Origin of the sequence: Georgenia sp. Z1344 (assembly GCF_049856295.1) — a bacterium.
In the GTDB taxonomy this organism is placed as follows: Bacteria; Actinomycetota; Actinomycetes; order Actinomycetales; family Actinomycetaceae; genus JB111.
The window spans coordinates 104577-127022 of sequence record NZ_JBNDMZ010000009.1 but is presented as its reverse complement, the minus strand read 5'-3'; the positions used below and the strand labels follow the sequence as shown (position 1 = coordinate 127022).

The window sequence follows — 22446 nt, the reverse complement described above, 5'->3', positions numbered from 1 at the left end:
CGGCGCGGTCGACGCGGCCGCCCGGGCGCCCGACCGGATCCTCCTCGTCGAGATTGCGGTTCGTCGCCATTGTGCGACGTCGGGTGCCCGACGTCGCACGGATCCCCGCAGGCCCGCCCCGGGCACGGTGACTCGCACCCACCGTGACTGGGGCGGGCCTGCGCGCATACTGGGGCGAGGACCCAGGAGAGGAGCCGTGATGGCGACCGCGACCACGCCGACCACCGCGCCCGAGGAGGGCGTCGAGAGCCTGCTCGCCGAGCTGCGAGCGCTCGAGGATCCGCGGATGCGGGCCGTCAACGAGCGCCGCGGCGACGACCACGGCGTCAACCTGACGAAGCTCCGCGCGATCGCCAAGCGGCTGAAGACCCGGCACGAGCTCGCGACGGACCTTTGGGCGACCGAGGACACCGCCGCCCGACTGCTCGCACTGCTCGTGTGCCGGCCGAAGGCGTTCGAGCGCGCCGAGCTGGACGCGATGCTGCGCGACGCCCGCGCCCCGAAGGTCCAGGACTGGCTGGTCAGCTACGTGGTCGGCAAGAGCCCGCACGCCGAGGACCTGCGGGTGAGCTGGCTGACCGACCCCGACCCGGTGGTCGAGAGCGCCGGCTGGGACCTCACCTCGGTCCGGATCCGGAAGTCGCCGGCGGGGCTCGACCTCGACGGGCTGCTCGACGTCATCGACGCCCGGATGAAGGACGCCCCCGAGCGGCTCCAGTGGTCGATGAACACCTGCCTCGCCCACATCGGGATCGAGCACCCTGACCTGCGCCCGCGGGCGCTTCTCATCGGGGAGCGGCTCGAGGTCCTCAAGGACTACCCGACGCCGCCGAACTGCACCTCGCCCTACGCGCCCGACTGGATCAACGAGATGGTCCGCCGGTCAGGCGCCTGACGCTCTTCTTCGTCGAGATTGCGGTTGGTGCGCGTCGAGATTGCGGTTCGTCGGCGTTGCGCGTGTGCCCCGCGTGTGTCACGCGTGTGTCCCGTGTGCCGAGAGTGCGGTTGCGGGCCGCGTCATGAGCCAGGAACGGGCCTCCGGACGGACGACGACGCCGGGCCTCCTCGCGGGAGCCCGGCGTCGTCGTGCGTGTATCGGTGCTGACTGCCTCAGGCGGTGTCGGCGCGGTTCGGCGCGTCCTTGATCCCGGCGTCGACCGCGGGCGACGGCCCGGTGCTCTCGGGTGCTGCGTCGTCGGTGGCGGAGCGCTCGCGACGCTCCTCGACGGCCTCACCCACCTTGTCCTTCGCGGTGCGTGCGGCGGAGGCGGCAGCACCCGGCGCCTGCTTCGCGAGCTCCTCGGCCTTCTCGGCCGCCTGCTCGCGCACCTCCGCGACCTTGGGGTTCTCCCAGATCTGCGTGGCCTGGCGCTTCATCTTCTCGTACTGACCGCGGCCGGCGCGTGCGCCGAGCACGAACCCCACGCCCAGTCCGACCAGGAATGACACCTTGCTCATCTGACTGCCTCCTCATGACTCGGGAACGGGTACGAGCCTAGGGGGATCGGCGGCCTGGCGCGCGACGATGGCTGACGCGACGGGCGATCGTGTGCGGTGCCCGCACCTGTGCGCGGCGTCGCGCGGGCATGGTGCCCCCACCCGGACTCGAACCGGGAACCTACGGATTAGAAGGCCGGTGCTCTATCCATTGAGCTATGGAGGCGTGGGTGGCCACGGCCGGCCGCCACCGGGACAGTCTAGGTGTCTCGCTGCCGGCGGATCGGCCGATCCTCGGGCGCGGAGGGATCCTGTGCCGAGCACGGTGTCCTCGACGGGCGCGCGCACCAGGGGTGTGCGACCGTGGCGCCGGATGTCCGATCCGAGCTGCGGACCTCGAGCTCGGTACGGACTCCGCCGGGACTGTCGTGCACCCGAGAGGATCTCATGTCGCCGCCGAAGGATCAGGTGCCCGCTGGATCGGGCGGGCCGGGCCGGGGCGGACGCACCCGCGGACGTCCGGGGGAGGGCTCGGGCAGCCGGCTGCGAGAGCTTCTCGCGCGGCCCGAGCTCACGACCGAGCTGCTCCAGATCCTCAAGGGTGTCGTCGCCGCGACCGGCGCGTGGTGGCTGTCGGTCGCGGTGCTCGACTCCGAGCTGCCGTTCCTGGCGCCATGGACCGCTCTGCTCACCGTCCACGCCACCGTGTACCGGTCGATGTCGAGCGGCGTGCAGCTCACCCTCTCGTCGGCGCTCGGTGTCGGGATGTCGTTCCTCATCGGCAGCTATCTGGGCGTCAACGGGTGGACGTTCGCGCTCGCGATCCTGGTCGGCCTCGCCGTCGCGCGGACCCCGTGGATCCGGGACGAGGGGACGGCCGTCGCGACGACGGCGATCTTCGTCCTCGGCACCGGGTTCGACGAGCAGGCGCCGCTCCTGCTCGACCGCATCCTCGAGGTGGGTGTCGGCGTCGGGGTCGGGGTCGGTGTCAACCTGCTCGTGGTGCCCCCGCTGCGGGACGCGCAGGCCGCTCGACACGTGGATGCCGTCAACCGCCGGATGGGTGAGGTGCTCGTCGAGATGGCCGAGGAGTTCGCCGAGGACTGGGGCACGCAGCGGGCGACCGACTGGTTCGAGGCGACGGAGTCGATGAGCAGGTCCGTCGAGGTGGCGTGGCAATCGGTCGGCTTCGCCCGGGAGAGCAGGAGGGGGAACTACCGACTGTTCCTCCCCGAGCGCCACGCCGCCGGACGGCGGGGCGTCCGGCTCGGGTACGAGGACATCCTGCCGAGGCTGGACGAGGGGGTCTCGCACCTGCGGCACCTCGCGCGCACGCTGTACAACGCGACGTATGCCGAGGGCGAGTGGGACGAGCACTTCCGCGTGACCTGGGTGCGGATCGTGGGGGACTGCGGTCGCTCCGTCGCCGATCCCGACGCCGAGGTCGAGCCCGTCGCCGACAGACTCGAGGCGCTGGCCGAGGAGCTCAGCCGCGACCGGCAGCTCCCCGCACGGTCGTGGCCCGTGTACGGCTCGCTCATCACCAGCGTGCGCCACATCGCCGAGGTGGTCGACGACGTCGCCTCGGCCCGCCGTGCACGTGAGGCGGGTGCCCCGAACCCTGAGGCCTGACTTGCGGCCGACGGGCGATGATGCGGGAGCTCCGAATTGCCTCGCTCGTGCGCGGCGCCGGCTGCTTGGATCGCGGCGTGGATCTCCGTGTCTCCGCCTACGTCGTGGTCGTGCAGGACGACCGGCTCCTGCTCTCGCATCTCCGGGACCATCCGGACGACGCCTGGACGATGCCCGGTGGTGGCATCGACCCCGGCGAGCACCCTGAGGACGCCGCGGTGCGCGAGACACGCGAGGAGACCGGGTACGACGTCGAGATCACCGGCCTGATCGGGGTGAGCAGCATCGTCATCCCGCAGCCCGACCGGGTGCCGCCCGCCGACCGGCCGTTCCAGGGGATCCGGATCGTCTACGAGGCCCGGGTCGTCGGCGGGGACCTCCGCCCCGAGACTGACGGCACGACCGACCGCGCGGAGTGGATCCCGCTCGGCGTACTGGATGACATCGAGCTGGTCGAGCTCGTCGACGAGGTGCTCGAGCTCGCGGGCCTTCGGTGACCCTGCTCGTCGGTGGCTCGGATGGTGATCGCGGCACCATCCGGAGCGGGGGAGGCGAGTGACCTGGCCCTGAACCGCACTCTCGACGTCGCCCCGGCGGAGGGTCGACGACGACGATCCGCTGTGCCGACGTAGCGTTCGGTCCTCAACCGCAGTCTCGACCTACGGGGTGTGCACGAACCGCAATCTCGACGGGCACCAACCGCAATCTCGACGAAAGTAGTTCAGGCGGCGAGGAGGGCGCGCAGGACGTGCATGACGCCGTCCTCGTCGTTGGACGGGGCGACGAACCGGGCGGCGGAGCGGATCTCGGGCTCGGCGTTGGCCACGGCGAACGGCATCCCGACCGACTGCAGCATCGCGAGGTCGTTGAAGTGGTCGCCGAACGCGGCACTCGCCTCGCGGGGGATCCCGAGCGACTCGCGCAGGCGCGTGAGCGCGGCCCCCTTCGAGGCGCCGGCGCGCATGACGTCGGCCCAGTACTCGTGGGAGCGCACGATCGCGGCGTCGAGCTCGAGCGCCTGAAGCGCCGGGACGACCGCCTCGACGATCGGCTCCGCGTCCCAGGTGGCAAGCTTGACGACGTCCTCGGGAAGGTCGGTGAGGTCGTCGACGACCTCGACGACCGGGTAGAAGTGGCGCACGTGCGCGAGGAACGTCGCGTCGCTGCGCTCGACGTACGCCCGAGACGGCGCGCCGGCCACGAGCCCCGTGTCCCGCCCCTGGGCGGCCAGCGCGCGGACGGCGGTGGCGACGCGCACGGTCGTCTCGCGGTCGACGGTCTCGGCGCGCAGCACCTCCTCGCCCTGCCAGGCGACGGCACCGTTCTCCGAGAGCACGGTGATCCGGTCGCCGACGGGCGCCATGGTCTCCATGATCGCGCCGCGCTGCCGCCCGCTCGCGGCGACGAGCACGATGCCGCGCCCGATCAGCTCCTCGGCGACCGGCCAGAACTCGTCGTTCACCGTCTTGTCGGAGCGGACCAGCGTGCCGTCCATGTCGAGCGCCACGAGGCGCAGGTCCCGCGCCTCCTCGGCGGTCGGGAGGTCGAGGGCCGGGGCGAGGGAGGACTGTTCGAGCACGCCCCCAGTCTCCCAGCCTTTCGGGCCGACGTCGTCCGCCCTCGGACGCCGATCGGGTGGCGTCCGACGCTTCCGGACCTCCGGAAGTGCCGCACGCCACCCGAACGGTTCGATCAGCGGATCGCCCACCTCACAGCGCCCACCTCACAGCGCCCACCTCACAGCGCCCACCTCACAGCGCCCACCTCACAGCGCCCGCGTCACGACGACCGCGTCACAACGACCGCGCGAGGCTCCGGCGCATGGCCCACGAGCCGAGCAGCACGGCGAGGGCCGCCATCCCGGCGAGCACCCCGAGCATCGGCAGGATGTCGACGAGCCCGCCGTCGTGCCGCTGGATCTCGGCGAACGCGTCGTAGGCCCAGGCGTGCGGGGTGACGTGGGCGACCTGCCGCATCGTCTCGGGGAACACCTCGAGCGGGGCCATGCCGCCGCCGATGCCGGCGAGCACGAGGCCGAGCCCCACGCCCACCCCGGACGCGGCGCCCTCGTTGTCGAGCACCGAGCCGAGCAGCATCGCCACGCCCGCGGCCACCGCGGCGAACACGGCGAGCACGAGGGCGGACAGGGCGAGGTTGCCCCAGTCCACGCCGAAGAGGATCGCGGTGGCGGCCATGATGTAGAGGCCTTGGAACATCGCGATCACCCACCGCCCGAGGGTGAGCCCGCCCATCATCTGGCTCGTGCGTACCGGCGCGGCCAGCGACCGCCCGATGACCCCGTTGCGGCGGGCCTGGATGAGCGTCCCGGAGGCGGCGAGCGAGATGAGGAAGACGAACAGGAGCAGCTGGGAGACGCCGCCGAGGTCGAACTGGCCGAGACCCGAGAACTCCTGGGCGATCTCGTTCACGTCGGTGACGACGAGCTCCGGCGCCGCGACCTCCTCGCGGGTCTCGCCGAGCGCCTGCTCGGCGTCGGCCTGCTCGGCGCCGGCCGACACGAGCGCGTCGACCTGCGCGCGCTCGAGGGAGAGGGACTCGACGGCGGTCGACACGCGCTGCTCGATCGCGAACGCGTTCCCGCCCGAGCCGGAGACGACCTCGACGGTCACGGGCTCGCCGTCGGCCCAGGAGGTCTCGGCGCCCTCGGGGACGAACAGCCCCACGTCGGTCCGGCCGCGGGCGACGGCCGTCCGCGTCGCATCGGCGTCGTCGGAGGAGACCGTGAGGTCGTGCTCCTCGAGGGCGGTGACGAGCTCGGTGCGCAGCTCGCCGTCGGGTCCCGCCACGGTGACGCTGCCCTGGGAGCCGGCTGCTCCGAACTGGGAGCCGAGCACGAGGACGAGCAGGAGCGGGAAGAAGAAGACGAAGAAGATGTTGGAGCGGTCGCGCAGGAACCGGCGCAGCTCGGTGCCGGCGACCGTCAGGATGGCTCTCACAGCGACGTCCCCCTGTCCGGGACGAGGCGGGACACCGCGCCCATGACGAGTGTGAATCCGAGCAGGACGGCGACCGGGACGGCGATCTCGCCGAGCCCCCCGCCGCCGGAGGTGATCCCGAGTCCGCGCGTGAAGGCGCCGATCGGGTTGAGGTCGAGGATCTGCCCGAGCAGCCCGGAGGCGCTCATCGGGAAGAACGCGCCGCCCGCCATGCCGAGCACGAGCGCGACGATCGACTGGGCGATGTTCGCCTGCTCGCTCGAGCGCGTGACCCGGGCGATGACGAGCATGACGGCGGTGCCGGCGGCGGTCACGCACAGGACGAGCACGGCGACCGCGAACGGGTTGCCGAAGTCGACCCCGAACATCAGGCTGCCCGCGACCAGGAGCACGGTCGTGGCGACCGCGCCGAGGAGGAAGCTCGTCAGCGCCTTGGCGGCGCCGATGTGCCAGGTCGGCATCGGCATCGACCGGAGCCGGGCGAGCGTGCCCTGCTCCCGCTCGGTGACGAGCGCGAGCACGCCGAACCCGACCGTGAACAGGAGGAACAGCCCGGCCTGGCCCGCGACGAGGGTGGCGGAGGCGTCGAGCTGCTCGTCCGCCGTCGTGCCGGCCGTGAGGGCGAGCGCGGTGTCGCCCGCGCCGACCTGTTCGGCGAGCGCCCCGATCTGCTCGGGCGCCATGCCGAGCGCGGACCCGGCGCCGGCCGCCGTCGAGGCGGCGTGCATCCGGGTGAGCGTGCCCTGGAGGATCGACAGCACGACGTCGCCCTCGATCCCGGCGGCGTCACCCTCGATGACGGAGACGTCGAGCGCCTCACCTCCGCGCAGGCCCTCGCCGAAACCCTCGGGCACGACGACGCCGAGCGCGGCGTCGCCCTCCTCGGTCATCGTGCGGGCGTCCTCGGCGGAGGTCTCCTCGACCGTGACGTCGAAGCCCTCGATGCCGCCGAGGACGTCGATCAGGGTGGCGGCGGAGTCGTCGCCGTCGGGGACCGAGGCGGCCACCGTGACGGGGTCGAGCTCGTCGTCCTGCGTCCCGCCGACCACGAGGTTGAGGACCGTCATTAGGGCGAGCGGCACGACGATCGCGAAGATGATGACCGACTTGTCTCGTATGCGTTGACGCAGGTCCGACTGCGTCATGGTCCAGATGGTCCGCATGTCAGTCCCTCAGCGCCTTCCCGGTCAGGTGGAGGAAGACGGACTCGAGGTCGGGGCGCGAGATCTCGACGTCGGAGAGCGTGAGCCCGGCGCCGGTGGCCCGCGTGACGACGTCCGCGACCACGGCGGGCGCGTCACGGACGGTCAGGCGCAGGGTGCGCCGTTCGACGTCGACCTTCTCGACCGCGGCGAGCTCCCGCAGGGCGGCGGCCGCCGCCTCGGTGTCCCCGGTGCCGGACAGGACGATCTGGTCGACCCCGCCCACGATCCGCGTGAGCTCCTCGCGCGTGCCCTCCGCCTGGATCCGCCCGGCGTCGACGATCGCGATCCGGTCGCAGAGCCGCTCGGCCTCCTCCATGTAGTGGGTCGTGTACAGCACGGCCATGCCCTCGACCGAGAGCTTCTCGACCGACTCGAGGATCGAGTTGCGCGACTGCGGGTCCACGCCGACCGTCGGCTCGTCGAGGATGAGCAGCTCGGGGCGGTGGAGCAGGCCGATGCCGATGTTGAGGCGGCGCTGCATGCCGCCGGAGTAGTTCTTCGTCTGGTCCTTCGCGCGGTCGGTCAGGCCGATGAGCTCGAGCACCTCGTCGACCCGGCCCTTGAGCTCGGAGCCGGCGATGCCCTGGAGGCGGCCGAAGTACACGAGGTTCTCGCGCGCTGTGAGCTCGGGGTAGATCGCGAGGTCCTGGGGGACGAGCCCGATGTGACGCTTCGGCTCGACGGCGTGCGGGCCGACCCGTTCGCCGGCGATCGTCACGGTCCCGGAGTCGGCGGGGATGAGCCCGGCGACCATCGAGATCGTCGTCGTCTTCCCGGCGCCGTTCGGCCCGAGGAGACCGAAGGTCTCGCCCTTGTCGATGTGGAAGCTCACGCCGCCGACGGCGGTGAGGTCGCCGAACCTGCGGACGACCTCGTCGACCACGAGTACGGCGCTGTCGGGGACGGGGGTGGGTGGGACGTGCTCGGCCTGCTGCGTCATGGCGCCTCTCCTGGCTGGTGGGACGCTGACGACAGTAGGAGCGCGACGTCCGCCGGTCTCCGACATTTGTCATGCATCGACGGGCCACGTGTCACGAACCGACGGGCCACGTGTCACGAACGTCGCGGCGCGCCGGGCGGTGCGGACATGCACCGACACCGCGCGGGCGGCCACAATGACCCATGTGCCCACCCCCGAGAACCGACGCGCTGCGACGCCCGACGTCGCCCGCCGGTCCGCGCAGGCGGGCGACACCCCCGACCGTCTACCCCGGGTGGCCGTCATCGCCGACACGCTGAGCGACCTGCGCGAGCTGCGGCTCCCGCTCGACATCCCGGGCGCCGAGGAGGCGCGCGGGCGGCGACGACGCGTGCTCACGGAGCTCGAGGTCCGCCTCCTGCCGCGCCTGCGCGAGGACTCGGCGCCGGCGGTGGTCGTGCTGGGCGGCTCCTCGGGGGCCGGCAAGTCGACCCTGCTCAACTCACTCGTGGGCGACGAGATCTCCCTCGCCGGCGTGCTCCGGCCCACCACGCGCACCGCGATCCTCGCGGCGCACCCCGACGACGCCGACGCGCTCGTGGACAACCCGCTTCTCGAGCTGGCCCGCCTCGCGCCGACCGATCAGGTCCCGCGGGGCGTGGCCGTGCTCGACGCCCCGGACCTCGACTCGGTCGAGGCGCGCAACCGGCAGCTGTCCGCGCGGCTCGTCGAGGCCGCCGACCTGTGGGTATTCGTCACCACCCCCGTGCGGTACGGCGACGAGCTGCCGTGGTCGGCGCTCGCCGCCGCGCAGGCGCGCGGGGTGACGGTCGCGGTCGTCCTCAACCGGGCCAACGACCGGGTCCGGCGCGAGGTCGAGCAGGACCTCACCAGGAGGCTCCAGGCCCTCGGCGCCTCGGACGCCCCGATCTTCGTGGTGCCCGACGTCGGACCGAACCACGGTCCGCTCCCGCCCGAGAGGGTCTCCGAGCTGCGGCAGTGGCTCGGCCTCGTCGCGCGCTCCCGGGCGGGGTCGATGCTGCGCCGGCACACGACCCGGACCACGTGGGCGGCCCTTCGCGCCGACCTGCTCGCGATCGCCGACGCCGCCGACGCGCAGGTGCGGCGCGCCGAGGAGCTGACCGGGCTGGTCGACGACGCGATCGCCGGACCGCTGGCGGACGTCCGCGAGGCCGTGACCGACCCGTCGCTCGGGCACGGATCGCCCACCACGCGCTGGCTCGCGCTCGCCTCGACCGGCGGTCCGCTCGCCCGGGTCGCCACCCGTCCCGAGCGGCTGCGCTCCGGTCGCGCGCGGGTCAACGAGGAACGCCGGGCCGCCGCCGTCAGCGTGGGCGCCCAGGTCGACGGCCCCGTCCACGACACGATCCTGCGGCACGTGCGCGCCGCTGACTCGGCGATGACCTCGCGCTGGGAGGCCGGGGGTGCCGCCGAGATCCTCGCCGGCGAGCGGGTCCGCCGCGCGCGCGGCCCCGAGGCGCTCGCCGAGCGCGCTGTCGAGGCGTGGCAGGCCTCGGTCTCAGCGGCCGTCGACCCGGTCGCGTCCGGGACGACGGCGGGCGACGTGCTCGGGGCCGACGGGGTCGCCGGCCTCGTGCGCGCCGCTGCCGTGGGCCTCGCCGGCCCCGCCACCGCGCTGCGTGGGCTGTTCCCGGCCGACGGGGAGCGGCTCGTGACCGGCGCCCGCGAGAGCCTGACCGACCTGGCCCAGGGCGCCGTCCGCGACGTCGCCCGCCCCTACGCCGACGTCCTTGCGGACCTCGCCGTCGACCCCGGCACCGCCGTCCGCCTCCGCGCGGGCGAGCTCAAGGAGTTCACGTGACCCAGACCGCACCGATCGCGGCCGCCTCCGACCGTCCCGTCGCCGAGCGGCTGCGTGCCCGCATCGGCGCCCTCACCGAGGCGCTCGACCGTGCCGGCGACCGGGTGGACGCCGAGGCCGCGGCCACCGCGCGCGAGCGGTGCGCGGAGCTGCTCGACCGGCTCGAGCTCGGCGTGGACCACGCGGTCGTCGCGCTCGTCGGCGGGACCGGCTCGGGCAAGTCGTCGATGTTCAACCAGATCGCCACGCTCGAGGTGGCCGAGGTGGGGCCGCTGCGCCCGACCACCGAGGAGCCCACGGCCTGTGTGTGGGGTCCGGACGCGACACGTCTGCTCGACTTCCTCCTCGTCGAGCCCGGTCGCCGGGTGACGCGCGAGTCGCTGCTCGACGCCTCGGACGAGGAGCTCCTGCACGGCCTCGTCCTCCTCGACCTGCCGGACCACGACTCCCGCTCGGAGTCCAACCAGCGGATCGTCGAGCGGATGCTGCCGCTCGTCGACGTCCTCGTCTGGATCGTCGACCCGCAGAAGTACGCCGACCACGTCCTCCACGACAACTACCTCACGCACCTGCGCGGCCGCGAGGAGCACATGCTCGTGGTGGTCAACCAGATCGACAACCTGCGCGAGCAGGACGTCGACGTCGTCGTCGAGGACGTGCGGGAGGTGCTGCGCCGCGACGGCCTCGACGGGGTCGAGATCCTCACCGCCTCCGCGCTGACGGGGGAGGGGGTCGCCGACGTGCGGGAGTTCCTCGCCCGCGCGCTCGTGCGTCCCACGACTTCGTCGGCCACGCTCGACGCCGGGATCGACCGCCTCGCCGAGCGCCTCGCCGACCAGGTCGCCGACCGGCAGATCACCCCGCCCGCCGACGACGCCGTGGGCGCCCACCTCTCCCGCGCCGTCGGGACCGAGGCCGCCGCCGACTCGGTGCGCACCGCCGTCCGTTCGGGCGGCGCGGCCGCGAGGCCCGAGCCGGTCCGACCGCTCGCCGTGGCCGACGTGCGCGGCGACTGGCTCGCCGAGGTCACCGCGGGCGTGCCCGAGCGGTGGTCGAGGTCGCTCGACGACGCCGTCACCGACGCGCCGGACCTGGCCCGCGCGGTGGACGCCGCCGTCGCGGAGGTCCCGCTGCCCGCCACCGACGTGCCCCGCGCCCGCGGGCTGCAGATCGGGGGCGCGGTGGCGCTCGCGCTGGCGGTCGTCGTGGTGGTCGTCGGGCTGATTGCGTCCCTGCCGCTGGTCGCATGGGTGCTCGGGGCCGTGGTGCTCGCCGGCGTCGGGGCGGGTCTGCTCCTCGCGGCGCCGAGGGTGAGGGCCACGGCGGCCGACGAGCGCGCGACCGGCTACTCCCGCGAGCTCGACTCCCGGCTGCGCGACGTGGGGCGCTCCGCCCTGCGCGAGCCCGCCGAGCCGGTCCTCGCCGATCACGAGTCCCTCCGCACGGCCCTCGCCTGACAGTCCCCATCACTCACCTGTCGTCGAGATTGCGGTTCGTCGTCGTCGAGATTGCGGTTGGTGCCCGCCGAGATTGCGGTTGGGAGCCCCGCCTTCTGGTCGAGAGTGCGGGGTAGCGCCTCGACCTTCTGCCGAGAGCGCGGCTCGGGGTCTCGCTCCTCGTCGAGAGCGCGGCTCAGGGCCGTCCCGCCCGCCACGACGTCCCCACAGGTCCGCGGACTGCACCCTCGTCCACAGCCCCCGACGACGGTCCGCACATCGAGTGGGTCCCTCACGCCACGGTGGGCGCGAGTCGGCACGGCGCCGGCAGCGAAGGAGCACGTCATGTCCAACGAGATCCAGGTGACGGTGCGCGGCAACGCCGCCGCCGACGCCATCCTCCGTACCACCGAGTCCGGGACGCCCTGGGTGTCGTTCCGCCTCGGTTCGACCCCGCGCAAGTTCGACACCGTGAGCAACACCTGGGTGGACGGACCCACCCAGTGGTTCAACGTCAAGAACTTCGGCCGGATGGCGCCCCACATCGGGGCGTCAGTCAAGAAGGGGACGCCCGTGCTCGTACGCGGGAACCTCGCCACCGAGACGTGGACCGGCAAGGACGGCGGGGAGCGCACCAACCTCGTCATCAATGGCGAGTCCGTCGCTCTCGAGATGTCCCGCGGGCTGACCACCTACACGAAGGTCGACAACGGAACGGCGGGCCAGGGCGAGCAGCAGGGTCCGGCGTCGTCGGACGGCGATCTCTCCGGTGCGCCGGAGGTCGACGAGGCCGACGGCGTCGAGACCGGTCACGGGATCGAGTCCGAGCCCCTCGAGGTCGACCGCGAGCTCGAGTCGGCCTTCTGACCGCCCGGGGCGTCCGGCCGCGCGGGGAGAGTGGTCGGACGCCCGGGGTGATCGTCGTCGACAGGTCGGCGCCTCCCGGGTCGGATGCGAGGACGGGTTGGGCCCGGTTCCCCCGCCTCGCCTACGCTGGGGGACAGCGCCGCGGCCGCACGGGCCGGGCACACCCCACCACCCGATCGAGAGGGAGCTACGTGGCCGAGTACATCTACTCCATGGTCCGGGCCCGCAAGGCCCACGGGGACAAGGTCATCCTCGACGACGTGACGATGTCGTTCTACCCGGGCGCCAAGATCGGCATGGTCGGTCCGAACGGCGCGGGGAAGTCCACGATCCTCAAGATCATGGCCGGCCTCGACCAGCCGTCGAACGGCGACGCCGTCCTCACCCCCGGTCACACCGTGGGCATCCTCCTGCAGGAGCCGCCGCTCAACGAGGAGAAGACCGTCCTCGGCAACGTCCAGGAGGGTGTGGGCGAGATCCTGGGCAAGGTCGAGCGGTTCAACGAGATCGGCAACGAGATGGCCGAGCCGGACGCCGACTTCGACGCGCTCATGGAGGAGATGGGCAAGCTCCAGACCGAGATCGACGCCGCCAACGCGTGGGACATCGACGCCCAGCTCGCGCAGGCCATGGACGCGCTGCGCTGCCCGCCGCCGGACTCGCCGGTCACCAACCTCTCGGGTGGTGAGCGCCGCCGCGTCGCGCTGTGCAAGCTCCTGCTCGAGCAGCCCGACCTCCTGCTCCTCGACGAGCCCACCAACCACCTCGACGCCGAGTCCGTCCTCTGGCTCGAGCAGCACCTGTCGAAGTACCCCGGCGCCGTCATCGCCGTCACGCACGACCGGTACTTCCTCGACCACGTGGCCGAGTGGATCGCCGAGGTCGACCGCGGCCGCCTCTACCCGTACGAGGGCAACTACTCCACGTACCTGGAGAAGAAGCAGCAGCGCCTCGAGGTCCAGGGCAAGAAGGACGCCAAGATGGCCAAGCGCCTGGCCGACGAGCTCGAGTGGGTGCGCTCCAACGCCAAGGGCCGGCAGGCCAAGTCGAAGGCGCGACTCGCCCGCTACGAGGAGATGGCCGCCGAGGCCGAGCGCACGAGGAAGCTCGACTTCGAGGAGATCCAGATCCCGCCCGGTCCGCGGCTCGGCAGCGTGGTCATCGAGGCGCGCGACCTGCACAAGGGCTTCGACGACCGCGTGCTCATCGACGGACTCTCCTTCAGCCTCCCGCGCAACGGCATCGTCGGCGTCATCGGCCCCAACGGTGTCGGCAAGACGACGCTGTTCAAGACGATCGTCGGCCTGGAGCCGCTGGACTCCGGCGACCTGACGATCGGCGAGACGGTGAAGATCAGCTACGTCGACCAGTCGCGCGGCGGCATCGACCCGGACAAGAGCCTCTGGGAGGTCGTCTCGGACGGGATGGACTACATCCAAGTCGGCAACGTCGAGATGCCCTCGCGCGCGTACGTCTCGGCGTTCGGCTTCAAGGGGCCGGACCAGCAGAAGCGGGCCGGCGTGCTGTCCGGCGGTGAGCGCAACCGCCTCAACCTCGCGCTCACGCTCAAGCAGGGCGGCAACCTCCTGCTCCTCGACGAGCCCACCAACGACCTCGACGTCGAGACCCTCGGCTCCCTGGAGAACGCCCTGCTCGAGTTCCCCGGCTGCGCGGTCGTCGTCACGCACGACCGGTGGTTCCTCGACCGCGTCGCCACGCACATCCTCGCGTGGGAGGGCACCGAGGAGAACCCGGCCAGCTGGTACTGGTTCGAGGGCAACTTCGAGTCCTACGAGGCCAACAAGGTCCAGCGCCTCGGCCCGGAGGCCGTGCGCCCCCACTCCGTCACCTACCGCAAGCTCACGCGCGACTGACCTCGGTCCCACCGACGAACCGGCCGCGCGCGTCAGGCGCGGCCGGTTCGTTTGTGCTGTCGCGGGTCCGATATGGTCCCTCGCGGCCCATCCTCAACGACTCCAGGAGAGACAGTGACTGAGTACAACCCCTCGGCAGCATCGGCGCCCGGCCCCGGCGGGCAGCCCGGCCCCGACCACGGGTACGGACAGCAGCCGCAGGGCTACGGCCAGCCCGCCCCCGGGGCCGGCTACGGCCAGACGGGCGGCTACGCCCAGGGGCAGCCGGGACAGGCCCCCGCCGGCTACGGTGCGCCGGGTCAGCAGTACGCGCCGCAGGCCCAGGGCCAGGGGAACGTCTTCTCCGCCCTCTTCTCCGGCAGCTTCACCGAGTCGGCCGTCGCGCGATTCGCCTCGACGATCTTCTACATCGGCGTGGCGATCCTCGCCGTCGAGTGGATCGGCGAGATCTTCACCCTGACGAGCGCTTACGGCGATGCCCCGGCCGGCCTGTGGGTGCAGTGGGTGCTCAGCCTCGCCGTCGTGCTCCTCAAGGTCGCCGTGCTGCGCGGCTTCATCGAGATCGTCGTGGCGGTCTCGCGTCAGCGCAGGTAGGACGAGCGTGCGGCGCGAGTCGTCCGCCGCATACGCGAGCACCAGCTCCGACGACGAGTGAGCGCCGCCCGGTCACAGACCGGGCGGCGCTCGTTCGTGCTGGACAGTGGTCCGTTCGCTCGCCCGCCCGCCCGGCGAGTGAGGGGAAGTCCTCCCAACGAGTGAGCGCGTCGCCCCGGGGACGACGAAGCGGGCCCCGCACCCTGATGGGTGCGGGGCCCGCTCACTGGTCGAACCGACAGCCGCTCACTCGTCACTCACGGACGAGCAACCGGCAGTCAGCGGCGGACACCCAACGTGTCGGAGCCGTCGCCGTTCCAGTCACCGACGAAGACCTCGTCACCCGACCGGCCGTAACGAACCTCCTGGTCCGCCCAACCACCCGTGAGGGTGTTCGACATCAGGTACAGGTTCCCGCGACGCGAGGCGAACGTGTCGCTCCCGTCCCCGTCCCAGTCACCCACGAGCACCTGGTCGTTGCCGCGCCCGTAGGTGAACTCCGCATCCGCCCAGCCACTGGCCAGGCTGTTGGACACGAAGTACCGGGCCCCACGACGCACCGCGAACGTGTCCGTCCCGTCGCCGTCGTAGTCACCGACCAGGACCTGGTCATTGGCGCGGCCGTAGTCCAGCTCGGTCTCCGCGTCCCCACCCGCAAGCGAGTTGGTCAGGAAGTACGAGTTACCGCGACGAACGGCGAAGGAGTCCACGCCGTCACCGTCCCAGTCACCCACGAGCACGGTGTCCCCGGAGCGGCCGAAGGTCAGCTCGATGTCCGCGTTGCCCCCGTAGAGGGAGTTGGACAGGAAATAGGCGTTCCCGCGGCGCACGGCGAGCGTGTCGGACCCGTTGCCGTCCCAGTCGCCCACGAGCACCTGGTCGCCGGGGCGGCCGAAGGAGAACTCGTGGTCGGCCCAGATGTCCCAGCCGTCGTTGAGGTAGAACCCACGACCCGGGGTCGGGGGGACCGGCTCGGGGTCGGGGTCCGGCGTCGTGCTGTCGTCGAAGGTGTGGCTCCACTCGGTGGTGGCATCCTCGGCCAGCTCGTACCCGTCGGCGGCGCGCGCCGTGACGGTCACGGTCCCCTCACCGGGGTGCGTGCCCGCCTCGACGACCTCGTCGCCGACCAGGTACTCCACGCCCTCGACCTCGGGAACCGTGAAGGTGTCCGCGTCGGTCCCGTCCTCGTCCGTGAACACCACGTCCTCAGGAGTCACCACCACCGGCTCGGGCTCGTCGGTCCCGCACTGCCCGCTGGCCGCGCCCGCGACCGTGAAGGGCACGCCCGAGTCCGTCGGGACGACCGCGTTGCCCGTGCAGGCCAGCGAGCCGTCGACGGTAAGACCGGAGAGGATGGTCGCCATGCGGCCGCTGTTGTCCGCGATCGTCACGTCGTCGGCGACCTCCGAGCGGTCGATGACGACAGGGCCCGCCGTGCCGGTGACGCTGAGCGTGCCCCCGATCGTCGACTGCTCACACCCGGCGGTCGTGTCGCCCACCGAGACCTGGCCGGTCGTACCAGCGATGCTCACCGGTCCGGTGACGCCGGACCCGCAGATCGCGACGACGGAGGCGCCGTTGGTGGTGACAGAACCGGTGACCTCGGAGTCCTGGACGATGAGCCTGCCACCGTCCGCGACGGTGACGTCGCCGGTGACGCTCGCGTCGTCGAGGCAGAGCCCGCCCGCGCCGGCGGTGACCGATCCGTCGTGGGCGCCGGTGATCGTCTGCTCGCACGGCGGTGCGATCGAGACGTTCCGCGACCACACCTCCCACGGCGCCACACGCCCGCGGTCACCGGCGACGACGACGTTCATCGAGTCGAGCACCGTGAAGGCGCCGTTCTCGGAGTTGTTGTAGTCGACGCCGACCGGGACGCTCCAGTCGTCCCCGCGCCCGCTCTCGGACATCGTGAGCACGAGCCCGGGCCGCCCCACCATGAGGAGCAGCTCGCCCGAGGGGAGCATCTCCATCGTGGGCTGGACGCTCTCCAGGTCCTGCCCGGCCGGGCCGACGTCGATCGGCTCCGGCTCGCTCCAGGTCGCGCCGTCGTCCGTCGAGCGCGAGTGGAGCATCGGCAGGTGCCAGCCGGTGCGCATGACCATGTACAGCGAACCGTCGGCGAGCCGCTCGACCGCGCCCTCGCTCGGTCCGTCGTAGGCGGTGACGTCGGCGAGCTCCGGGTCCGGCTCGGCGGCCGTGCCCGCGACGTCCCAGTTGATGCCGCCGTCCTCGGAGACGAGCAGGAGCTGGCGGTAGTTCTCGTCGCCCTCGTAGTACCCGTAGGCCGAGATGTACAGCGTCCCGTCGGGGTCCTCGAGCAGGGTGTGGAGCAGCACGAAGCCGCCCAGCGTCGTCCCCGGCCGCGGTGAGGTGGCGCCGATCGGCCGCATCGGCTCGGGCGTGTCGAGCACACCGTCGCGGTACTCCCAGGTCGTGCCGCCGTCGGAGGAGACCGCGGTCTCCACGGTGGCCTGCTGGTTGCCGCTCCCGTCCACCATGAACGTGTTGAAGTCGACCGCGATGATGTCGCCGTTGCGGAGCCTCGACACGGTGATGCCCGAGGCGTCCGGCATGGGGTTGAGGTCCACGGCGGGGGTCCAGCTCGCGCCGTCGTCGTCCGACATCCCGAAGAGGAAGCCGGAGGCGTCGATGCGGTCCGGGCTGGCCGAGTACGGGAAGATGATGCGACGTCCGCCGTCGTCGGTCGGGACGAGGATCCCGCCGAGGGGGAAGCCGAGATCCTCGCCGTCGTCGTCGATCGTCACGGTGTCGCCGATGGTGAACGGCGCGGTGCCGACCGCCTCGGCCGGGGTCTCCTCGGCCGTGCCGAACGTGACGTCGTCGATGAAGAGATCGTCGACCGCAGCCCCGACGCCGGTCGCACCCGTGGTGAATGCGAGCCCGGTGATGGCCGTGACCGCGTTGGTCGCGCCCGAGTTGTTGCCGATCGTCGACCCCGCGGAGCCGACGTACTCGCCGCCGACACTCACCCGCGCGGCGGCGTTGTCGCTCGGCACCGCCACCTCGATCTGCGACCACTCGCCGAGCGGGACGCTGCCGGCCGGGGCCAGCTCGCGCCAGGTCCTCGTCCACTGCTCGTACCACTGGATGCTGCCGTCGTCGATCACCCGCAGGCGGAACAGCGAGTTGGCCGGGTGGCCGGTCGGGAGCAGGGAGTCGCCGACGATGTCGAACGTGAATCCCTCGAGTGCCGTGGGGTTGACGTCGAAGGCGAGGTAGGCGCCCTGTTGGGGAGCCACCGGGCAGGTCACGCCGACGGCCGCGTCGGAGCTCGTGTCCTGCACACGGAGCGAGCGCTCGCCCTCGGACGCGGCCTCGTCGCTGACGAGCGCCGGGTCGTAGCCGTCGAGCGTGGAGCACTCGGCCGGCACGGACCCGACGTCGTCGTTTTCGAAGGTGAGCGTGTCGAACTCGCCGGCGACCGTGACCTCCTGGGTGCTGTCGGACTCGTTGCCGGCGGTGTCGGTGACGACCGTGCGCAGCGTGTTGACGCCGGCCTGGGCGAAGGTGTGCGAGATCGACACCGTCACCCACCCGTCCTCGTCGGGCCCGCTGAGCACGGCCGGGATGGTCTCGCCCTGCCACTCGGCGACCGCCGTGTAGTCCGCGACGTCCGCGCCCTCGGGGAGCACGAACCGGGCGATGGGCTCGTCGGTGACCTCCGTGCCGACGGCGAGGCCGCTGTCGTCGAAGGTGGACTCGATGGTGAGGCCGGCGAAGGCGTCCTCGGGCAGCTCGCCGGAGACGGCGAGGTCGTCGATGTAGTAGTCGACGCCGACGGGACTCTGTCCGGCGGACCCGAAGAAGATCTCGCCCATCGTGGGCGACTCGGCGTTGCGTCGGTCGGTCTCGAAGCGGACGCCGTTGAGGACGAGCTCGGCGCGCTCGGTGGTCGCGTTGATGGTGACGTCGACCCACTCGTTGAGGGTGGCACCTCCCGGGATCGTGGCGACGTCGGCGAAGCTCGACCCGTCGTAGGCGGCGACGCGGATGTCGTCGCCGTCGCGGTTGAACGTGAACCGCCAGACGCCGTTGGCGCTGGTGCCCGGTGCGCCCTGGATGGCCACGTAGGGGCCGGCGTTGATCTGGGCGGGGGAGAACCGGTAGGAGACCGAGCGTTCCTCGGTCTGGGGGTAGTTGCACCAGGCGCGCGTGTAGACAGAGTTGTCCTGGTCGACCACGCGCATCGCCCGGTTGGTCTCGGCGGCGCCGCCGAAGGCCGCCTCGGCGACGGTGACGTCGCCGATGATGCGGCAGTCCGCGGGTGGCTCGCCGAGCGGTTCGTCGTCGAAGGTGCGCACGGTGCCGTCGGCCGGCGCCGCTACGGCCGGTGAGCTCGGTACGACGGCGCCCGACACCAGCGTCAGGGCACAGGCGGCCACGGCGGCCGCGAGCGCGGCGCGTCGTGGACGCGATCTGCGGAGTTTCATCTCTTCCACTTCCTCCTCGGTGGTGCGGCCGGCACGGTGTGGCGGCGCCTGGGGTCATGCGGGGGGCCCGCCCGGGGGCGGTGGGGACGTCGGTGATCGGGGGTTTGTCAGCGGCGGATGCCGAGGGTGTCGGTGCCGTCGCGGTTCCAGTCGCCGACGACGACCTCGTCGCCGGTGCGGCCGTAGAACTGCTCGATGTCGGCCCACCCGCCTGTGAGGGTGTTGGACACGAGGTACTGGTTCCCGCGTCGGGAGGCGAAGGTGTCTGCGCCGTCGCCGTCCCAGTCGCCCACGAGGACCTGGTCGTTCGCCCGGCCGTAGTCGAACTGCGCGTCCGCCCAACCCGAGGTCAGCGAGTTGGAGACGTAGTAGGTGGTGCCGCGCCGCACGGCGAACGTGTCCACGGAGTCGGCGTCGTAGTCACCGACGAGGACCTGGTCGGACGCCCGGCCGTAGTCCAGCTCGGTCTCCGCGTTCCCGCCGGTGAGCCGGTTGGTGAGGAAGTAGGAGTTCCCGCGTCGGATGGCGAAGGAGTCGGACCCGTCGCCGTCCCAGTCGCCCACGAGGACGGTGTCGCCGGAGCGGCCGAAGGTCAGCTCCACGTCCGCCGTCCCGCCGTAGAGGGTGTTGGACAGGTAGTACGCGTTCCCACGCCTGACCGCGAGGGTGTCGGAGCCGTCGCCGTCCCAGTCACCGACGAGGACCTCGTCGCCGGGGCGGCCGAAGCTGAACTCGTGGTCGGCCCAGATGTCCCAGTCGTCGTTGAGGTAGAACCCACGACCCGGCGACGGCGGAACGGGCTCAGGGTCCGGCTCCCCGGGCTCGCCCGGCTCCTCGTCGTCGATGAGCGTGACGAGGAACGGGTCGAGCGTGACGTCGGGCGTCTCCTCGGTGATCGCGGCAGTGGCCGTGGTCGCCTCGTGCTCGTAGCCCTCGGGCACGCCGGTCAGCGTGACCTCGTAGTCCCCGGCGCCCTCGACGACCACCGTGATGACGCCGTCGGCCTCGGCCAGGTCGGCCTCTCCGCCGTCGACGACCGTGATCTCCTCACCGTCACCGGGCGCCACGACCGTGATCGCGCCACCGGCAACAGCAGCACCGTCAACGTCCTCGACGGACGCCGTGATCGACCCCGCCACCGGCTCGGGCTCGTTCGGGTCCGCGGGATAGTCACCCAGGGAGCTGAACGTGCCGACGACGGCGTTGATGTTCGTGTCGTAGCTCACCGTGAGGTACTCGTCGCCGGAGACGACGGCGGAGCTCGGATCGCCCTGGTCGACGTTCTGCCGCGACATGTACAGGAGCACGGGAGTCGTGTCGGTCCAGGCCTGCCCCGGGTGCGCGAGCCGGCCGACGACGGGTTCGCTGGACCCGTAGTCGTTGCCGCCGTACGTGAGCAGCATCCGGCCGCCGGGCAGCGTGAGGATGTCGGGAGCCTGCATGCTCCACGGGACCGGGCTCGCGACGGACCACGTGCGACCGTGGTCGAACGACTCGCTGACGAGGCCGGGCCGGATGACGGCGGTCAGGTGGTCGTCGTCCAGGACGGCCACCTCGATCTCGGAGAGGCCGACCCCGGGCTCCGACGGGATCATCACCTCGTTCTCCAGCGGCCAGGTCCGTCCGCCGTCCGTGCTGCGCACGACGCTGGCGCGGCTCAGCGCGGCATCGGGGCGCGTCCCGTACAGGGGGACGAGCAGGTCGCCGTTGTCCAGCTCGACGACGTTGCCGGACTCGGCCGCCCAGCCGAGGAGGTAGTGGCCGCTGCGGGGCCCGCAGCCGCAGCTCATCGACGTCTCGACGAGGGCGGGGTCGGACCACGTCGTGCCGCCGTCCTCGGAGCGTGCCACGTAGGTGTCGATCGTGGCGCCCTCGGCGGGATAGTCGGTCCAGTCCGTCTGGAACCAGGTGAGCACGATGGTGCCGTCGCGCAGCTGCGTGATCTGGGGGTCGCGGTCGTCGTCGGGCGTGTCGATGACGACCCGCGGCTCCGACCAGGTCAGCCCCCCGTCGGTGCTCTCGGTCCACCGGATCTGACCGGGATCACCGCCGTCGCCCGGCGAGTGCCCGTTCGACCAGTAGTAGACGGTGACCAGGCGTCCGTCGTCGAGGCGTGCGACCTCCGGGAAGAAGGGCCGCTCGTCGCCGTCGCCCTCCGCGATGATGACGTCCGGCTGAATCCTGGAGCTCGCGCCGACGGACTGCGCGGCCACCGACTCGGTCCCGTCCGGGCCGGTGACGATCGTGCGCAGGATCCCGCGCTCCCCGTCACCGAAGGTGTGGGAGATCGAGATGGTCGCCCAGCCGTCGTCGTCGGGGCCTGTGAGCTCGGCGGGGATGGTTTCGCCCTGCCACTCGGCGACCGCGGTGTAGTCCGCGACGTCGGCGCCCTCGGGCAGTTGGACGCGCGCGACGGACAGGTCCACGACCTCGCCGGCGTCGATGAAGTCGTCGAGGAGGGGCTCGACGGCGAGGCCCGCGAAGGCATCGTCGGGCAGCTCGCCGGAGACGGCGAGGTCGTCGATGTAGTAGTCGACGCCGACGGCGCTGGCGCCGGCGGACCCGAAGTAGATCTCGCCCAACGTGGGCGAGGGTGCGTTGCGCCTCTCGGTCTGGAACCGGACGCCGTTGACGATGATCTCGGCGCGCTCGGTCGTGGCGTTGATGGTGACGTCCACCCACTCGTTGAGTGCCGCGCCACCCGCGACCCGGGCGACGTCGGCGAAGCTGGACCCGTCGTAGGCCGCGATCCGGATGTCGTCCCCGTCGCGGTTGAAGGTGAACCGCCAGACGCCGTTGGCACTGGTGCCCTCGGCACCTTGGATGGCGACGTAGGGGCCGGCGTTGAACTCGGCGGGAGAGAACCGGTAGGAGACGGACCGCTCCTCGGTCTGGGGGTAGGTGCACCAGGCTCGGGTGTAGACCGAGCTGCTCTGGTCGACCACCCGCATCGCCTGGTTCGTCTCGGCCGCGCCGCCGAAGGCGGCCTCGGCGACGGTGACGTCACCGATGATCCGGCAGTCCGCGGGTGGCTCGCCGAGCGGCTCGTCGTCGAACGTGCGCACGGCACCGTCCGCGGGCGCCGCAGCGGCGGGAGACCCGCGTAGCACCGCCACTGGCGCCAGTGCCAGGACGAGCGCGAGGAGCGCAGCGGTGGCGAGACCGAGCCACCGCCGGTGAGTAGAGGGACTGAACCTGACCAAGGGGAGGGCGATCACGAGTGGCTCC

Annotated in this window: 15 protein-coding genes and 1 tRNA gene; 8 read left to right on the top strand and 8 right to left on the bottom strand. The window is 72.0% G+C overall.

The annotated features are described in order from the left end of the window. Window positions 1–199 precede the first annotated feature (199 nt). Entirely contained in the window at window positions 200–895 is a 696-nt protein-coding gene (locus ACPYO6_RS11300; RefSeq protein WP_425714970.1) for a DNA alkylation repair protein, read from the top strand. Between the two features lie 215 nt (window positions 896–1110). Here the strand turns inward: ACPYO6_RS11300 and ACPYO6_RS11295 are convergent, their stop codons facing one another. After that, a complete protein-coding gene (locus ACPYO6_RS11295; protein WP_425714969.1) occupies window positions 1111–1458 on the bottom strand; it encodes a YtxH domain-containing protein in 348 nt (115 codons plus the stop codon). Window positions 1459–1587: 129 nt separating this feature from the next. Then, a tRNA-Arg gene (locus ACPYO6_RS11290) sits at window positions 1588–1663 on the bottom strand. A gap of 221 nt (window positions 1664–1884) precedes the next feature. Between ACPYO6_RS11290 and ACPYO6_RS11285 the strand changes: the two genes are divergently transcribed. Together ACPYO6_RS11285 and ACPYO6_RS11280 are read left to right on the top strand one after the other, a co-directional pair. After that, window positions 1885–3069 carry an FUSC family protein gene (locus tag ACPYO6_RS11285; protein WP_425714968.1) on the top strand — a complete coding sequence of 395 codons (1185 nt, stop codon included), beginning with the start codon at window positions 1885–1887 and terminating at the stop codon, window positions 3067–3069. Window positions 3070–3146: 77 nt separating this feature from the next. Beyond that, window positions 3147–3566 (top strand): NUDIX hydrolase, encoded by a 420-nt coding sequence (locus ACPYO6_RS11280; protein ID WP_425714967.1) that lies wholly within the window; start codon window positions 3147–3149, stop codon window positions 3564–3566. A gap of 224 nt (window positions 3567–3790) precedes the next feature. Here ACPYO6_RS11280 and ACPYO6_RS11275 read toward each other — a convergent pair whose 3' ends face one another. From ACPYO6_RS11275 to ACPYO6_RS11260, 4 genes are all read right to left on the bottom strand, one after another. Then, window positions 3791–4648, bottom strand: coding sequence for an HAD family hydrolase (locus ACPYO6_RS11275; protein ID WP_425714966.1), 858 nt, complete (start codon window positions 4646–4648; stop codon window positions 3791–3793). A 214-nt stretch (window positions 4649–4862) separates the two neighbouring features. Continuing rightward, window positions 4863–6026, bottom strand: coding sequence for an ABC transporter permease (locus ACPYO6_RS11270; protein WP_425714965.1), 1164 nt, complete (start codon window positions 6024–6026; stop codon window positions 4863–4865). After that, window positions 6023–7171 (bottom strand): ABC transporter permease, encoded by a 1149-nt coding sequence (locus ACPYO6_RS11265; protein ID WP_425714964.1) that lies wholly within the window; start codon window positions 7169–7171, stop codon window positions 6023–6025. The genes ACPYO6_RS11270 and ACPYO6_RS11265 overlap by 4 nt, the downstream gene beginning before the upstream one ends. Window positions 7172–7190: 19 nt before the next feature. After that, complete coding sequence (locus ACPYO6_RS11260; protein WP_425714963.1) at window positions 7191–8171, bottom strand: ABC transporter ATP-binding protein; 981 nt, start codon at window positions 8169–8171, stop codon at window positions 7191–7193. 184 nt (window positions 8172–8355) lie between these two features. On the opposite strand from ACPYO6_RS11260, the gene ACPYO6_RS11255 reads away from it, so the two are divergent. The 5 genes from ACPYO6_RS11255 to ACPYO6_RS11235 all read left to right on the top strand — a co-directional run bounded on the left by ACPYO6_RS11255 (window position 8356) and on the right by ACPYO6_RS11235 (window position 14764). Then, window positions 8356–9993, top strand: coding sequence for a hypothetical protein (locus tag ACPYO6_RS11255; protein WP_425714961.1), 1638 nt, complete (start codon window positions 8356–8358; stop codon window positions 9991–9993). Continuing rightward, the gene (locus ACPYO6_RS11250; RefSeq protein ID WP_425714960.1) at window positions 9990–11450 is read left to right on the top strand and encodes a GTPase; all 1461 of its coding nucleotides are present in this window, start codon (window positions 9990–9992) and stop codon (window positions 11448–11450) included. The genes ACPYO6_RS11255 and ACPYO6_RS11250 overlap by 4 nt, the downstream gene beginning before the upstream one ends. A gap of 324 nt (window positions 11451–11774) precedes the next feature. Beyond that, window positions 11775–12296, top strand: coding sequence for a single-stranded DNA-binding protein (locus tag ACPYO6_RS11245; RefSeq protein WP_425714959.1), 522 nt, complete (start codon window positions 11775–11777; stop codon window positions 12294–12296). 191 nt (window positions 12297–12487) lie between these two features. After that, on the top strand, window positions 12488–14170 hold the full coding sequence (gene ettA, locus ACPYO6_RS11240; RefSeq protein ID WP_425714958.1) for an energy-dependent translational throttle protein EttA: 1683 nt from the start codon (window positions 12488–12490) through the stop codon (window positions 14168–14170). A gap of 114 nt (window positions 14171–14284) precedes the next feature. After that, window positions 14285–14764 carry a DUF4282 domain-containing protein gene (locus tag ACPYO6_RS11235; protein ID WP_425714957.1) on the top strand — a complete coding sequence of 160 codons (480 nt, stop codon included), beginning with the start codon at window positions 14285–14287 and terminating at the stop codon, window positions 14762–14764. Between the two features lie 278 nt (window positions 14765–15042). On the opposite strand, the gene ACPYO6_RS11230 is transcribed toward ACPYO6_RS11235, so the two are convergent. Continuing rightward, window positions 15043–19218 carry an exo-alpha-sialidase gene (locus ACPYO6_RS11230; protein ID WP_425714956.1) on the bottom strand — a complete coding sequence of 1392 codons (4176 nt, stop codon included), beginning with the start codon at window positions 19216–19218 and terminating at the stop codon, window positions 15043–15045. A 107-nt stretch (window positions 19219–19325) separates the two neighbouring features. Next, window positions 19326–22436: a sialidase family protein gene (locus tag ACPYO6_RS11225; protein WP_425714955.1), complete on the bottom strand. Its 3111-nt coding sequence runs from the start codon at window positions 22434–22436 to the stop codon at window positions 19326–19328. Window positions 22437–22446: the final 10 nt, after the last annotated feature.

Bases quoted from the DNA above. Each gene is read 5' to 3' on its own strand.
- ACPYO6_RS11230 (WP_425714956.1), bottom strand. From the start codon at position 19,218: ATGAAACTCCGCAGATCGCGTCCACGACGCGCCGCGCTCGCGGCCGCC.
- ACPYO6_RS11265 (WP_425714964.1), bottom strand. From the start codon at position 7,171: ATGACGCAGTCGGACCTGCGTCAACGCATACGAGACAAGTCGGTCATC.
- ACPYO6_RS11285 (WP_425714968.1), top strand. From the start codon at position 1,885: ATGTCGCCGCCGAAGGATCAGGTGCCCGCTGGATCGGGCGGGCCGGGC.
- ACPYO6_RS11260 (WP_425714963.1), bottom strand. From the start codon at position 8,171: ATGACGCAGCAGGCCGAGCACGTCCCACCCACCCCCGTCCCCGACAGC.
- ACPYO6_RS11300 (WP_425714970.1), top strand. From the start codon at position 200: ATGGCGACCGCGACCACGCCGACCACCGCGCCCGAGGAGGGCGTCGAG.
- ACPYO6_RS11295 (WP_425714969.1), bottom strand. From the start codon at position 1,458: ATGAGCAAGGTGTCATTCCTGGTCGGACTGGGCGTGGGGTTCGTGCTC.
- ACPYO6_RS11245 (WP_425714959.1), top strand. From the start codon at position 11,775: ATGTCCAACGAGATCCAGGTGACGGTGCGCGGCAACGCCGCCGCCGAC.